14 protein-coding genes and 1 pseudogene are annotated in these 13735 nt (G+C 71.7%); 7 read left to right on the forward strand and 8 right to left on the reverse strand.

All coding sequences use genetic code 11. From position 1 onward, the window contains the following. The 3 genes and pseudogenes from E1258_RS06035 to E1258_RS34450 form a co-directional block, all read left to right on the forward strand. On the forward strand, positions 1 to 359 hold a 359-nt coding region (locus tag E1258_RS06035; RefSeq protein WP_207919438.1), incomplete at its 5' end, for a cellulose binding domain-containing protein. Positions 360 to 713: 354 nt separating this feature from the next. Next, the gene (locus tag E1258_RS06040) at positions 714 to 2789 is read left to right on the forward strand and encodes a UvrD-helicase domain-containing protein (RefSeq protein ID WP_132397579.1); all 2076 of its coding nucleotides are present in this window, start codon (positions 714 to 716) and stop codon (positions 2787 to 2789) included. 35 nt (positions 2790 to 2824) lie between these two features. Next, a pseudogene (locus E1258_RS34450) lies at positions 2825 to 3037 on the forward strand (ABC transporter permease); the annotation flags it as partial. A 163-nt stretch (positions 3038 to 3200) separates the two neighbouring features. Here the strand turns inward: E1258_RS34450 and E1258_RS06050 are convergent. Both E1258_RS06050 and E1258_RS06055 read right to left on the reverse strand, forming a co-directional pair. Beyond that, a complete protein-coding gene (locus tag E1258_RS06050) occupies positions 3201 to 3752 on the reverse strand; it encodes a hypothetical protein (protein ID WP_132397581.1) in 552 nt (183 codons plus the stop codon). Between the two features lie 238 nt (positions 3753 to 3990). Next, positions 3991 to 4935, reverse strand: a complete 945-nt coding sequence (locus E1258_RS06055; RefSeq protein ID WP_132397583.1) for an acyltransferase domain-containing protein — start codon at positions 4933 to 4935, stop codon at positions 3991 to 3993. A 203-nt stretch (positions 4936 to 5138) separates the two neighbouring features. On the opposite strand from E1258_RS06055, the gene E1258_RS06060 reads away from it, so the two are divergent. Further along, positions 5139 to 6257, forward strand: coding sequence for an endo-1,4-beta-xylanase (locus E1258_RS06060; RefSeq protein ID WP_132397585.1), 1119 nt, complete (start codon positions 5139 to 5141; stop codon positions 6255 to 6257). A 28-nt stretch (positions 6258 to 6285) separates the two neighbouring features. Here E1258_RS06060 and E1258_RS06065 read toward each other — a convergent pair whose 3' ends face one another. The 4 genes from E1258_RS06065 to E1258_RS06080 all read right to left on the reverse strand — a co-directional run bounded on the left by E1258_RS06065 (position 6286) and on the right by E1258_RS06080 (position 10104). Further along, the gene (locus E1258_RS06065) at positions 6286 to 7428 is read right to left on the reverse strand and encodes a CdaR family transcriptional regulator (RefSeq protein ID WP_132397587.1); all 1143 of its coding nucleotides are present in this window, start codon (positions 7426 to 7428) and stop codon (positions 6286 to 6288) included. After that, the gene (locus E1258_RS06070; RefSeq protein WP_132397589.1) at positions 7415 to 8203 is read right to left on the reverse strand and encodes an ABC transporter permease subunit; all 789 of its coding nucleotides are present in this window, start codon (positions 8201 to 8203) and stop codon (positions 7415 to 7417) included. Before E1258_RS06070 ends, E1258_RS06065 begins: the two co-directional genes overlap by 14 nt. Then, positions 8181 to 9107, reverse strand: a complete 927-nt coding sequence (locus E1258_RS06075; protein ID WP_132397591.1) for an ABC transporter ATP-binding protein — start codon at positions 9105 to 9107, stop codon at positions 8181 to 8183. Before E1258_RS06075 ends, E1258_RS06070 begins: the two co-directional genes overlap by 23 nt. Positions 9108 to 9285: 178 nt before the next feature. Then, a complete protein-coding gene (locus tag E1258_RS06080; RefSeq protein WP_243715228.1) occupies positions 9286 to 10104 on the reverse strand; it encodes an IclR family transcriptional regulator in 819 nt (272 codons plus the stop codon). 135 nt (positions 10105 to 10239) lie between these two features. On the opposite strand from E1258_RS06080, the gene E1258_RS06085 reads away from it, so the two are divergent. Genes E1258_RS06085 through dmpG form a run of 3 tightly spaced genes read left to right on the forward strand, consistent with a single transcriptional unit; the run spans position 10240 to position 12397 of the window. Next, complete coding sequence (locus E1258_RS06085; RefSeq protein WP_132397593.1) at positions 10240 to 10437, forward strand: hypothetical protein; 198 nt, start codon at positions 10240 to 10242, stop codon at positions 10435 to 10437. A 5-nt stretch (positions 10438 to 10442) separates the two neighbouring features. After that, positions 10443 to 11378 carry an acetaldehyde dehydrogenase (acetylating) gene (locus E1258_RS06090; protein WP_132397595.1) on the forward strand — a complete coding sequence of 312 codons (936 nt, stop codon included), beginning with the start codon at positions 10443 to 10445 and terminating at the stop codon, positions 11376 to 11378. Further along, on the forward strand, positions 11375 to 12397 hold the full coding sequence (gene dmpG, locus E1258_RS06095) for a 4-hydroxy-2-oxovalerate aldolase (RefSeq protein ID WP_132397597.1): 1023 nt from the start codon (positions 11375 to 11377) through the stop codon (positions 12395 to 12397). The genes E1258_RS06090 and dmpG overlap by 4 nt, the downstream gene beginning before the upstream one ends. A 28-nt stretch (positions 12398 to 12425) precedes the next feature. On the opposite strand, the gene E1258_RS06100 is transcribed toward dmpG, so the two are convergent. Further along, positions 12426 to 13211: an RICIN domain-containing protein gene (locus tag E1258_RS06100; protein ID WP_132397599.1), complete on the reverse strand. Its 786-nt coding sequence runs from the start codon at positions 13209 to 13211 to the stop codon at positions 12426 to 12428. Further along, entirely contained in the window at positions 13208 to 13717 is a 510-nt protein-coding gene (locus E1258_RS06105; protein WP_132397601.1) for an RNA polymerase sigma factor, read from the reverse strand. Before E1258_RS06105 ends, E1258_RS06100 begins: the two co-directional genes overlap by 4 nt. Positions 13718 to 13735: the final 18 nt, after the last annotated feature.

A 13735-nucleotide genomic window follows, 5' to 3' on the forward strand; every position in this document is an offset into this window, starting at 1 on the left:
CCCCAACCACGCCGCCCACCCCAACCACGCCGCCGGGCTCCGGCGCCTGCGCCGTGACCGTCACCATCAACGCCTGGAACACCGGGCTGACCGAGAACATCACCATCACCAACACCGGCACCGCTGCCGTGAACGGCTGGTCCCTGGCCTTCGCGCTGCCCGGCGGGCAGACGATCACCTCGGGCTGGAACGCCTCCTACTCCCCCGCCTCGGGCCAGGTGACGGCCAGGAACGTCGCCTACAACGCCGGCATCCCGGCCAACGGGTCGATCAACATCGGCTTCCAGGCCACACACACCGGTAACAGCGCCAAGCCGAACTCGTTCACCCTCAACGGCGCGTCCTGCACGGTCACCTGACGGCGGCGAGCTCCGGGGACCTTCACGCCCCGCGTACGTCCCCGGAGCACCGCGCCCGCCGCGCACCCGCCACCGTACGCACGAACCGGGGGGAAAGCCCCTGCGCCGTTTCCATCATATCGGCGGGTCAAGCGGTCCGAATCGTCCCTGATGCCGATCTTGCGGCCCCGGCCGGCGCATATTCTCAACCAGTCCGAGCCGGCCGCGCGCCGCCGAGCGCGTAGACCACGGCCGCCGCGCCCGCTCCTGCCCTGAACCTCTCAGGCGAGCGGACCTCGGGCAGGCCCGCCGGGACGACCTGCGCCGCGGCGCGGACCGGCACCGCGCAGAAGACGCACAGGAAGACGGGGCAGCATGTCCGAAGCAGCACACCAGTTCGCCATCGAGCAGCAGGTCGTCGACAAGGTGTACGCGCGCCTTGAGATCATGCGCGAGCAGGCGAGGGAGCTGAGCGAGGAGGGGCACGGCCGCGCCGGCTCCGGACCGGCCACCGGCCTGGTCGAGCGGGATGCCATGGTCCTGCACGCCGCCGCGAGGGTCGCGGACCTGGACGGCCAGGAAGAGGGCATCGTCTTCGGTCGGCTGGACTTCGACGACGGCTACACCTACCGCATCGGCCGGCTGGGCGTACGCGACGAGGACCGGGAGCCGCTGGTGGTGGACTGGCGTGCGCCCGCCGCCGCCCCGTTCTACCGCGCCACCCCCGGTGAGCCGCTCGGCGTGCAACGCCGCCGCGTCGTCACCTGCCAGGGCCCCCGGGTGGTCGGCCTCGACGACGAGGTCCTCTCCGCGAAGGACATCGAGGGCGTGGTCGGCGAAGGGGCCCTGCTCACGTCGCTGACCCGGGCGCGTGGCGAACACATGCGCGACATCGTCTCGACGATCCAGCGCGAGCAGGACGAGGCGATCCGCGCACCCGCACACGGCGTCACCCTGATCACCGGCGGTCCGGGCACCGGCAAGACGCAGGTGGCCCTGCATCGTGCCGCCTACCTGCTCTACACCGACCGAGGAAGGTTCACCGACGGACGGGTGCTGGTGGTCGGCCCGTCGACGGTGTTCACGGAGTACATCGGCAGGGTGCTGCCCGGCCTCGGCGAGGACAGCGTTCACCTGCGCGCGATCGGTGAGCTCTTCGACGGCGTCGTCGCGACCCGGCGGGATTCCGCCGAAGTGGCCAGGTCCAAGGGCGACCTCAGGATGGTGCGGGCGCTGGCCGACCTGGCCTGGGACACCCCGCCGAACGCGCCGGACCACCTGCGCACTCTCACCGCCGACGACCTGGCGAAGGCCCGCATCGAGATCCGAAAAAGATGCGAGGCCAGAGGCAGCAAGGTCAACGACGCCCGGCCGGAGGCGGCGAGGGTGCTCTCGGAGCTGCTGGGCGGCAGGGAGGTGCCGGACGCCTTCCTGAACGCGTGGTGGCCGCCGCTGACCCCGCAGGACGTCCTTCCCGCACAGCACGGCGAGTGGTCGGTGGACGACGTCCCGCTGCTCGACGAGCTGGCCGAGATCCTGGGCAGGCCAACGAAGCCGGCCGGGGCCGCACCCGAGTGGCAGCCACGTGAGCTGCGCAGCGGGGCCCGGTTGGCGGAGGCCTTCGTGCTGAGCTGGAGCCTCAACGACGGTTGGCAGCTCTTCGCGCCCGGCCTGCCCACGCCGATCGCGCTGTCCGGCCAGTCCATCGACCACAACGGCTACTGGGCCGCCCAACGCTGGGCGGCCGCGATCATCCTGCGCGAGGGGCACCAGGTGGTGAGCTGGATCGACGGCTTCGACCCGTACGGCGAGGAGGGTTACGTGCCGGTGCTGGCCGAGCCGTTGCCGGTGGCCGAGACCGAGGAGCCCGTCGACGACGCGTACCTGCACGTCATCCTCGACGAGGCGCAGGACCTGTCGCCGATGGAGTGCCGGATGATCGCCCGCCGCGCCGCCCATGCCTCGATGACCATCGTGGGCGACCTCGGCCAGGCGACCCACCCGCTGGCCGCCGACTCCTGGCCAGAGCTGATGCGGCGGCTGGGCAAGCGGGAGGCCAGGGCGCTCGACCTGCCCACCGGCTACCGGGTGCCGCAGGTCATCGCCGACTTCGCCGCCCGCGCCCTGGCGCCCGGGATAGCGCCCACCCGCTCCTTCCGGCCCGGCGGCAGGTTGGACATCCGTCGGGTCGACGACCTGCGCGAGGCAATCGCGCAGGAGACGGGCACGGTCATCGCGCCCGACCACCTGGCCGCCTCCCTGGCCGCGATTCCGGTCAGCCAGGTCAAAGGACTGGAGTACGACCGCGTGGTGCTGGTGGAGCCCGCCGACATCGTCGCCGCCGAGCCCCGCGGCATGAGCCGTCTCTACGTCGCCCTGACCCGGGCCGTCGCGGAACTGGTCATCCTGCACACCAAGCCGCTGCCGGAGAGTCTGACCCGGTCGCCCTGACCCAGCCGGCGACCCGGCGACCCGGCGTCAGGCTGGTCCGGGCGGTGCTCGGCGCGACCGCCAACCCGGAGGCGCCCAACGAGGTCGACGTCTCCCGCCCCTCGGACGCGCTGGCCGCCGCCGAGGCGACCGACGAGACGTTCACTGGGCTGTTGCTCGGCCTCGGCGCGGTGGCCCTGCTGGTGGGCGGCGTCGGGGTGGCCAACACCATGGTCGTCCCCGTGTTGGAACGGCGGGCCGGGATCGGCTCTATCCGGCGATTCGCGCCTCCCGCCTCGCTCCCACCGAGGCGCTGCCGCGATGTAGGAAGGCTCCCGGTGCCGTCCGCGGCACCGGGAGCCCCCCGTCGACGCCCTCACCGGGCTGGAACCGCAAGCCCGTCTCCGCGTCGCCTGAGCAGCGAGCCCCGGCTCAGCCGCCGGCCGGGGTGCGGGCGGGGCCGTTGTCGATGAGACGGAACGTGCTCAGCAACGGCGCGTCGCCCAACTCCTCCAGGATCAGGCCCCGGGTGGGCGAGTACTGGAGGTACGCCGAGTGGTTGCTGATCGCGTACGTCCGGTTGCCCTGGGAGGTGATGGTGAACTGCTGATCCGGGTTGGCGGCGTCGCAGACCGCGCCCTGGACGCTCAGCGGTTGGGCGGCCTCGTGGTAGACCTGCCAGCAGGCCGGCTCGTCGTTGGCGGGGTGACCGTTGCGCTTGCCGTAGGACTTGACCAGGTACTTGTGACCGCCGAGCGGGGTCGGGACGAAGAGCTGACGGCCGCTGTCGTCGTCGACCTCGGTCAGCCAGCCTGCGTCCAGGGACACCACGGACTCGAACGCCTGCACACGAACGATGGTGACCTCGCGCGTGCCGGAGAGGACGCCGCCGGCTGCGGCGGCGGTAGCGGGCGCGGTCAGGGCGGTCGCGGCGAGGGCGCCGGCCAGCACCACCGCGCCGGTGGCCCACTTCACCTTGGACATATGGCCTCCTTACGTAGTCGAACGCTTCCGACACGCCTGCGGCCGGTCGGCGGTTTCACCAACGACCTATTCCTCTTCCGTCCCTCGGCAATGCGGGCGCAAGAAATCGAGATCCGGGCGGCAGCCCCGCACCCGCCTGACTGGCGTGCTCACCCGCCAGGAGCGCACGGTGCCGCCGACCTCCACGCCCCCGAGCCCGCGGCGGCGCATCGCGCCGGGCACCGCAAACCCGTATCCCTCAGATGGGGAAGCGACCGCGGCGCCAGTGCCAGTGGCGACCAGCCATAAGATGATCGATGATCGCGCGCTGCAACACGGTACGGCGTGGTAGCTGGTCGAGCGGCGTGGTCAGGGTGCGGAACACGAACCGCAGCACCTCGACGTCGGCGTCCAGCCCTTCCGGCTCCTCGTAGGGCTCCAACGCGAACCTCCGCTGGAACCGGACGATGTTGGAATCCTCGGGCAGGTACTCCTGTAGCTGCGGGTCGAGCAGCCACGAGCCGCAGGCGAACGCCTCGTAGCGCTCGTCGGGAAAGTGGCGCGGGAAGAACGCGCGGGCCTCGTCTAGCGACGCCGCGACCGCCTCCGGGGTCATCGGCCCCGAGTCGGGGATGTGCAGGTCGATGGCGCTGCCGCCGCGGTGGTGCTGTAACCGGCCCAGCTCGTAGATGCCGCCGCGCGCGTGCAGCGTCAGCCAGCTCTGCATGACCGGCCACCCCTCGCGATGCATCCGTCGGTCGATCGCGAGGTTGCGGCCGAGGTCCGCGAGGGTCACCCACGACACGGCTTCGGCGATGCCATGCTCGCGGTGGTACCCCGTGACGACGCCGACCAGGGCCAGGTACGCGTACACGTAGAGATGCCGCCAGGCGGGGCCCCGTTCGCGCGGCAGCGCCGGCCCGGGTGACAACCAGCCGTAACCGCCGAGATCGGCGCGGACCAGGGCGATCGAGCGATCGAGCAGCCAGCGCAGCTCCGGAGTCCACAGCGGGGTGCCGGGGTCGGGCCAGCCCGCCATGATCTCGGCGGCGTCGTCGGGCCGCACCGCGAGCCGGTCGAGGAGCGCGGGCGCGTCGGCCCTGGCGGGCAGCGGAGCCGACGGCCGATCGCCGGCGAGCCGGTGTACGCGCTCGACGTCCTCGACGGGCACCCCGAGCCGGGCCGCGGTGTCGGGCAGATCCACGGGCACGACGCTACCGGCGGGTGGGCTCGCCGCAACAGGCCCGGCAGTCACGCCGCCGACGCCGGGAGATCGGGTTGCCGCGCGCAGGACGCGCATGATGTCGGCCGTGCACGCCCAGGGCGACCCCGAGTGACGCCTGGCGGACGACTGTAGATCGATGCCTCTCGATACAATCAGGCCCCCTGTTCCGTCAGGAGGCTCTCATGCGGCACCACGCCCACCAGCCCACCCGAGCCCTCGCGCTCGTCCTCGCCCTCGCCCTGGCCCTGGCCCTCGGCCCAGCGATCGGTCCGGTCAGCGCGGCCCGAGCCGACCACACCGCCCGAGCCGACCACACCGCGGCGCACGCGGCGGACACCCTCCGCGACAGCTTCGCGGCCCGGGGCCGACACATCGGCGCCGCCACGCTGGGAAACAAGCTCGGCGATCCCGCGTACACCGGCATCCTCGACCGGGAGTTCAACTCCGTCACACCGGAAACCGAACTGGAGTGGGACTCGGTCGAACCGCTCCAGGGACAGTTCGTCTTCACCCGCGCCGACCAGATCGTCGCGCACGCCAGGGCCAACGACATGACGGTGCGCGGACGCAGCCTGATCGCGCCGTCGAGCGTCCACTCCGCCTGGTTTTCCAACCTGCGGAGCGCGACGAGCGTACGCGCGGCGATGAACCACCACATCACCAGCGTGCTGACCCACTACCGGGGGCAGATCCGCTCGTGGGGGGTGGTCACCGAGGCGTTCACCGAAACCGGCGCGGTGCGTCGCTCGCACTTCGAGACGTACCTGGGCCGCGACTTCATCGAGACGGCCTTCCGGACCGCGCGGGCCGCTGACCCCACCGCCACCCTCTGCTACAGCGACTTCACCATCGACGACTTCGACAAACCCAAGACCCAGGCCGTGTACGCGATGGTCCGGGACTTCAAGGTCCGCGGCGTGCCGATCGACTGCGTCGGTTTCCAGAGCCACTTCACCCCCACCTACCCGATGCCGGCCAACTACCAGCGCACGCTCGCCGAGTTCGCGGCGCTCGGCGTGGAGGTACAGGTCAGCGAGCTGGACGTGGCCGGCTCCGGCTACCCGCAGGCCGAGATCTACCGCAGGGTGGTGGTTGCCTGCCTCGCGACCTTGCGGTGCTCGGGGCTCACGGTCTGGGGCGTCCGGGACATCGACTCCTGGCGCAGCGGCGACACCCCGGTGCTGTTCGACGCGGCAGGCAACCCGAAACCCGCCTACTACGCGGTGCTGTGCCCGATCGCGGCGCTGGCCGCCAGCAGCCCCATCGCAACGATGTCTGTCAATGCCGTCATGGCTCCATGATGCCTCGGACAGCGCCCTTGCGCCGGGCCTACCCTGCTGCCCCCTCGGGCCAGCCGAGCAGCCGGGCGCCGAGCACAGCGGCGTGGAGCGTGAAACGTTGGGTGGGTTCGTTGGGATGGTAGCCGGTCAGGTGGTGGATGCGGTCGAGGCGGTAGGTGACCGCGCGTACGGAGAGATGCATCTGCCGCGCGGTGGCGGTGTGGTTGCCCTGGTTGTCGAAGAGCACGGTGAGGGTGTCCAAAAAGGGCTGGGCTCCCCCGCGGGCGCCGGTGAGCGGGCCGAGGACGGTGGTGACCAGGTCGGTGATGGCGTCGCGGTCGCGCAGTAGGACGGGAAAGACCAGCAGGTCGGCGGCGTTGAGCACGGGTGCGGTGAAGCCGAGCTTGCCAGCGTGGTCAAGGGCGTTGCGGGCCTCGTCGAGCGAGGCGACGAGGCCGTGCACGCCGGGGTGGGGGCGACCGACGGCCACCTGCCAGCCGTCGGGGCCGAGCTCGGTGAGGAGCAGGTGCGCCAGTTCCGCCCCGATGCCCCGTAGGCCCCCGGCGCTGATGCACACCAGGTCACCGTCGCGCAGGGTGGTGAGGGTGTTTCCCTCGCCGAACCGGGCAGCGAGCGCCACGTCGACGCGGTGGACGATGTCGGCGGTGAGGCGGGGCGCCCGGGCGACCAGGACGGTGTGGGTGGCCGACAGGCGGATGCCGTAGCGGTGGGCGCGTTCGGCCAGCCTGCCGGGTTCCGCCCGGCCGGTGAGCAGGTCGTTGACGAATGCGGCCCGTTCGGTGCGGTGTCGAACCAGATCGGCACGGGCTCGCTGGAGGTACCCGTCGAGGGCTGCCACCAACGCCGAATGCGCGGCGTCCAGGAGTGCCGCCGCGCGGGCGTGGACGGCGGTCGGGGTGTCGACGGGTTCGGGGGGCGACGTGCTCCAGCAACGGCCAGCGGCTCCGAACACGCCGTTGACGAGGTCGTGTGGATACAGGTCCTCGTCGGCGGCGCGGGCGCCCAGCCGGGCGGCAGCCTCGCCTCGCTGGTCGCCGGCCGGGGCACGCAGGAGTTCTTCGCAGCCTTGGGTCAGCCAGGCGCGATCGGATTCGGGCTGTTCCTGCGGGGCGTGGTGGCGGCCGTGCCACGGGGGTCGACGGCCACCACCGGCTGCTTCAGACACCGACATCGCGGCGGTCGAACAGGAACACCCCGACGGCTGCCGTCACGGCGCCGACAGCCACGAGGGTGAGCAGTTGGGCCGGATGCCAGCCGGTGCGCAGCGGGTCGGTGCCGATGAAGTAGTGAAACGGCGAGAGCCAGCGCAGCCACTGCCAACCGTCGGACATGCCGCCGATGGCGTTGGCCAGGTAGGTGGTCACGGCGAGCACACCGGTGACCGCCATGACGGTGCCACGCGCTCCGGAGGCCGCGCCAACGAGGAAGGTGATACCGGTGAAGCACCAGACCAGGGCGATCAGGCCGACTCCGGCTGCCGCGACATGGGACAGCGAAATGGCCATGCCCACGCGGGGGACAACGATCATCAGGAGAATCAGCGGAATGGCCGCGACGACCGTGATGGCGCTGCCGGTGGCCGCGAGGCGCTGGGCGGCGAAGGCCACCCGCGACAACGGGTTGGCCAGCAGCAGCTCCATGCTCCCGTCCTCCTCCGGCCGGGCGATCGTGCGTGCGGTCAGCGTGATCGCGCACATGAGGACCAGCAGCGGCCCGGTCAGGCTGAAGATCGTCGCCTGTAGGTAGCCGGCTGGCGAGAGCATGTCGGCGATGCCGAGGAAGTCCAGCATTCCCTGAGGCAGGGCGGCCTGCTTCAGCTCCGCGGCGCCCTGGAACTGGCTGTAGAAGGAGGTGTAGACGACGGTGAAGAGGGCCACGCCGGTGGCCCAACCGATCAGCGCACGGCGGTCGTCGAGCCAGGTCTTACGCACCAGTGCGGGAAACATCGCCGGCTCCTTCGGAGTGGTAGTAGAACGACAGGAACGTCTCTTCCAGGTCGGGCTCGGCCGACAGCATGTCCACGACGTCGTGCCGCGCCGCGGCCTTGATCAGGGGGTCGAGGCGACCATCCACCGTGCACCTGAGCACCGGCCCGGACACCACCACGTCACCGACCCCGGGCAGGACGGTGAACTCCGCCGGATCCACGGGATCACCGAAGTGGATCTCCACCGACCGGACGGCCCGCTTGCCGAGGGACTCCACCCGCTCGACCGCGGCCAGCCTGCCGTCGCGAACGATGGCGACCCGGTCGGCGGCGTGCTGCACCTCGGCCAGGACGTGGCTGGACATGAACACGGTCTGGCCGGCGTCCCGAGCCTCGCGGACCATGGCCAGGAACTCCTGCTGCATGAGCGGGTCCAGGCCGCTGGTCGGTTCGTCCAGGATCAGCAGGGCCGGTTGGTGCATGAACGCCTGCACCAGACCGACCTTCTGCTTGTTGCCCTTGCTCATGGTGCGTACCGGGCGGGACAGGTCCAGGTCGAGCCGCTCGGCCAGGTCGGTCACCCGCGACCACGCCACCCCACCCCGGGCATCGGCGAAGAAGCGCAGCAGGTCCTCGGCCTTCTCCCGACCGGGAAACGCCAGTTCGCCGGGGAGGTAGCCGATCTGCCGGTGCAGGGCGGCCTTGTCCCGACGCGGGTCGAGCCCGAGCACGGTCGCGCGGCCACAGGTCGGCCGTAGGAAGTCCAGCAGCAGCCGGATGGTGGTCGTCTTCCCGGCGCCGTTGGGGCCGAGGAAGCCCATCACCTCCCCGGCGCGGACCTCGACGGTGAGACCCTCGATGCCGCGGCGTCGGCCGTAGAACTTCGTCAAGTCCTCGGTGAGCAGGGCGATGTCGGTTGTCATGCCCCACATCGTGACGCTCACGCCGGCCCGCCATCCAGGGCGGCAACCGGCCGAGTTCGGGCAGCGTGTCCTGCCGAAACCCGGCAGTCGCGGCCCCCGCTCGTCGACCAGGCCCCGGTCACCGAACGGGGCGGGCCCCGTGCCGATGAGCCAGGACAACGACCACGCTGTGCCCACCTCAGTGGTTGTCGGGTGCCCGGGACAGGACGCGGGAAAGGGCGAGACTGGCGGTGCGTACCGCCGGGGCGAGTCGCGCCGGCTGCAACTGGTGCGCCGGCACCGAGATGGAGAGCGCGGCGACGATCTGGCCGTGCACCAGGACGGGTGAGGCCACGCAGGAGAGCCGTGGCGCTGCCTCCTGCCGGTCGTAGCCGACCCCGGAGTATCGGATCTGGGCCAGCTCGTCGGCGAGCCGCCCGGGGTCGGTGACCGAATGCGCGGTCAGTCGGGGCAGGGGCTGGGCCAGCACCTCGTCGACGAGGCCCTGGCCTGCGTACGCGAGCAGCACCTTGCCGACGCCGGTGCAGGTCAGGGGCAGGCGCCCGCCCACCCGCGACGGCGTGTCGATGCCCGCGTGTCCGCGGATCCTGTCGGCGTAGATCACGTCGAGGCCGTCCCGAACGCCGAGGTGGATGGTCTCGTGGGTGGCCTCGTAGAGATCCTGCATGAACGGCAGCGCGGCCTCACGTAGTCGCAGCTTGACCGGCACGAGTTCGCCCAGCTCGAACAGCCCGATGCCGAGCAGGAACCCCGCCGGGGCGCGTTGCAGCAGCCCCAGCTCGGTGAGTTGCTCGGCCAGCCGGTGCACGGTGGCCTTCGGCAGGCCCGTACGCCGGGACAGCTCGGTCAGGCGCAGGGCCCCCTCGGACGGGCGGAACGCGCGCAGCAGCCGCACGCCCCGGTCGAGAACGTTGCCGCGCGTGGGGCCCGGTCGGCCCGGCGGCACGGCCGTCGAGCGGTCGGTGTCAGCGTTTCCTGCACCGTTGTCCCGCTGCATGGAACACAAGGTTGCCAGCCGGCGGGCGCGGCGTCTACACCTGGTGACGTGACTTCCGGACTCCGGCTCGCTCCTCGACGACGTGGCCGTCCCGCCCAGCGGAACGGTCGCGCCGGGCCGCCTCCCCATGCGGAGGTGGCGCTCGTCCCCGGCGCGGACCTGGACGGCCCGCTGGAATCGGTGGCGGAGCTGCGGGAGACCGCCGCGGGCGTCGGTCAGATCGTGCTCGGCGGTGCCCTTGATCCGATGGTCCCGGTGGCACCCGGCGACACGGTCGCCGCCGAGCCCTCCGGGCTGGGCGTGGTAGCCGTTCCGTTCCAGGCCAAGGAGTAGGAGACATGCCCAAGACGAAGGTCGCCATCATCGGCTCCGGGAACATCGGCACCGATCTGATGATCAAAATACTGCGTGGGTCGGAGGCGATGGAGGTGGGTGCCTTCGTCGGCATCGACCCGAACTCCGACGGGCTGGCGCGGGCGGCTCGGCTCGGCGTGCCGGTCGTCTCGACCGGGGTGCGGGGGCTCGTCGACCACCCCGACTTCGGCGACATCCGGATCGTGTTCGACGCGACGTCGGCGCACGCCCACCTGGCCAACGACGCCGCCCTGCGGGCGGCCGACCTCACGCTCGTCGACCTGACACCGGCGGCCCTCGGCCCGTACGTGGTCCCGCCGGTCAACCTCGGCGAGCACCTCGGCGCACGAAACCTCAACATGGTGACCTGCGGCGGCCAGGCGACCATCCCGATGGTCGCGGCGATCTCCTCGATCGCCACCACGCACTACGCCGAGATCGTCGCGTCGATCTCGTCGCGCTCGGCCGGGCCCGGCACCCGGGCGAACATCGACGAGTTCACCGAGACCACCTCGCGGGCGATCGAGCAGGTCGGCAAGGTCCGGCGCGGCAAGGCGATCATCGTGTTGAATCCCGCCGAACCGCCACTGGTCATGCGCAACACGGTGTTCTGCGTCGTCGACGACTGCGACCGCGACGCGGTCACGGCCGCCGTGCTGGCCATGGTCGAGCAGGTCAGGGCCTACGTGCCCGGGTACCGGCTCAAGCAGGACGTCCAGTTCCGGCGGATCACCGCGACCAGCCCGGAGTCCGATCTCGTCCCGCACGCCCCACCCGGGGACCGCTGGGTGGTGAGCGTGTTCCTGGAGGTGGAGGGGGCGGGACACTACCTGCCCACGTACGCGGGCAACCTGGACATCATGACCTCCGCCGCGCGGCAGGTCGGCGAGCGACTGGCGACGGCGGTGACGGCCCGATGAGCACGGGGATCTACGTACAGGACGTCACCCTCCGCGACGGCATGCACGCCGTCCGGCACCGCTACACCCTCGACCACGTCCGGACCATCGCCGCGGCGCTGGACGCCGCCGGCGTGGCCGCGATCGAGATCTCGCACGGCGACGGGCTGGCCGGCAGCAGCCTCAACTACGGCCCCGGGGCACACACCGACTGGGAGTGGATCGGGGCCGCCGCCGAGGTGGTGAAGCGAGCCACCCTCACCGGCCTCCTGCTGCCTGGCATCGGCACCGTGCACGAGCTGAGGAGGGCCTGGGACCACGGCATCCGCTCGATCCGCATCGCCACCCACTGCACGGAGGCCGACATCGCCAACCAGCACATCGCCGCCGCGCGGGAGCTGGGCATGGACGTCTCGGGCTTCCTGATGATGTCGCACATGGCGCCGCCGAAGGTGCTCGCCGAGCAGGCGAGGATCATGGAGACGGCGGGCGCGCACTGCGTCTACGTCACCGATTCCGGTGGCCGGTTGACCATGGACGGCGTCCGGGAACGCGTGCGCGCGTACCGCGACGTGCTCGCACCGGAGACCCAGATCGGCATCCACGCCCACCACAACCTGGGTCTCGGCGTGGCCAACTCGGTCGTCGCCGTGGAGGAGGGGGTGTACCGGGTCGACGCGTCCCTGGCCGGCCAGGGCGCCGGCGCCGGGAACTGCCCGATCGAGGCGTTCGTCGCCGTCGCCGACCTCAACGGCTGGGCGCACGGCTGCGATCTGTTCGCGCTCATGGACGCGGCCGACGACATCGTCCGTCCCCTGCAGGACCGCCCGGTACGCGTCGACCGCGAGACGCTGACCCTGGGGTACGCCGGCGTCTACTCCAGCTTCCTGCGCCACGCCGAGACCGCCGCCGCCGAGTACGGCCTCGACACCCGCAGCATCCTCGTCGAGGTGGGTCGCCGGCAGTTGGTCGGCGGCCAGGAGGACATGATCGTCGACATCGCGCTCGACCTGCGACGGCAACGGCCCGCGCAGTCGTAGCGCCGGAACCCGTCCTCACCTCAGCCGCTCAGTTTGGCGCGGGTCCGTTGTCGACCAGCCGAAACCGGGCGGTCACGACCGCGTCGCCGGCCTCCTCGAGGATCAGCCCTCGGGTCCGCGAGTTCTGCAGGTACGCCGAGTGGCTGCTGATCGCGTACGCCGACCCGCCGTCGCGGACGACGGTGAACTGCTGCCTCGGTTCGTTTTGCGCGCAGGGGGCCGCCTCGACCCGCAGCGGCTGGCTGCCCGACGACCGGACCTCCCAGCAGGTGTCGGTCAGGTCGGCGCCGGGCTCGGCGGTGCGGATCTGGTACGTGTCGGGCCCCTGGGGCGCGAACACGAACAGCTGGCGTCCCTCGTCGCCGTCGACCTCCGCCAGCCGGCCGTCGTCGAGCAGCGACAGCCCGCCTGCCGAAGCCGCCACCCGCACGACGGTGACCTGACGCAGCCCGGACAGCAGCGGATCGCCGCTCGGGGGGCCGGCGGACGGGCTGGACGATCCGGTGGGCGGATTGGACGTGCCGCCGGTCAAGCCGGGTGACGGGCGCGTCGGCCCGGGTGACGCCACCAGGCCGGAGGTCGGGCCCGCCGGGTCGACCGGGATGGTGTGCGGCGTGCCGCCGACGCGGGCCAGCGCGACACCCGCGCCGAGCGCGACGACAGCGAGGGCAGCAAGCGAGACCGAGGCCGCCCGTCGACGCCGGCGTCGGGCATCGCCGCGTCTCCGGACGTCGGCGGCGGAAGGGATTCTCCCCTGCCCGCCCTGCCCCGCCAGCGCCCGCAGGGCGTCGCCGAGTTGGTTGTCAGAACTCATGACCGCGCCCTTTCGTCCACGCCGTGGTACTCCGATTCGGTCAGGCGCGCGGCGAGGGCCCGACGGCCCCGGACCAACCGCGTCTTGACGGTGTTCTCGTTGGTGCCGACCTCCGCCGCGATCTCGGCCACGCTCAGCCCGACCAGGTGGTGCAGCACCACGGCTCGGCGTTGCTCGGTGGAGATGTGCCGCAGCGCGGCCACGATCGCGACATGGTCGACCGAGATGGCGTCGACGCGCTGTTCGGTCGCCTCCTGGCGGTGGGCACGCATCCGGTTGACGGTCTTGCGCCACGCACTCACCGCCACCCGGTACGCCACCCGGCGTACCCACGCCTCCGGGCTGTCGAGTCCCCGCACCGCGGCCCAGCGGTCCCATGCCCGGGCGTACGCCTCCGCCACCGCGTCCTCGGCCTCGGCCCGGTTGCCGACCATCGCGTACAGATGTCCCACCACCCGGTGGGCGGACGCGGAGTAGAAGGCGTCGAACTCCGCAGCGTCACGCATCGGTCAAAGTCTCCACCC

The organism is Micromonospora sp. KC207, assembly GCF_004348615.1.
In the GTDB taxonomy this organism is placed as follows: Bacteria; Actinomycetota; Actinomycetes; order Mycobacteriales; family Micromonosporaceae; genus Micromonospora.

Coding starts and splice junctions, on each gene's coding strand:
- E1258_RS06065 (WP_132397587.1), bottom strand. CDS start 7,428: ATGTCGGTGTCTGAAGCAGCCGGTGGTGGCCGTCGACCCCCGTGGCAC.
- E1258_RS06080 (WP_243715228.1), bottom strand. CDS start 10,104: ATGCAGCGGGACAACGGTGCAGGAAACGCTGACACCGACCGCTCGACG.
- E1258_RS06090 (WP_132397595.1), top strand. CDS start 10,443: ATGCCCAAGACGAAGGTCGCCATCATCGGCTCCGGGAACATCGGCACC.
- E1258_RS06100 (WP_132397599.1), bottom strand. CDS start 13,211: ATGAGTTCTGACAACCAACTCGGCGACGCCCTGCGGGCGCTGGCGGGG.
- E1258_RS06050 (WP_132397581.1), bottom strand. CDS start 3,752: ATGTCCAAGGTGAAGTGGGCCACCGGCGCGGTGGTGCTGGCCGGCGCC.
- E1258_RS06060 (WP_132397585.1), top strand. CDS start 5,139: ATGCGGCACCACGCCCACCAGCCCACCCGAGCCCTCGCGCTCGTCCTC.
- E1258_RS06070 (WP_132397589.1), bottom strand. CDS start 8,203: ATGTTTCCCGCACTGGTGCGTAAGACCTGGCTCGACGACCGCCGTGCG.
- E1258_RS06040 (WP_132397579.1), top strand. CDS start 714: ATGTCCGAAGCAGCACACCAGTTCGCCATCGAGCAGCAGGTCGTCGAC.
- E1258_RS06075 (WP_132397591.1), bottom strand. CDS start 9,107: ATGACAACCGACATCGCCCTGCTCACCGAGGACTTGACGAAGTTCTAC.
- dmpG (WP_132397597.1), top strand. CDS start 11,375: ATGAGCACGGGGATCTACGTACAGGACGTCACCCTCCGCGACGGCATG.
- E1258_RS06105 (WP_132397601.1), bottom strand. CDS start 13,717: ATGCGTGACGCTGCGGAGTTCGACGCCTTCTACTCCGCGTCCGCCCAC.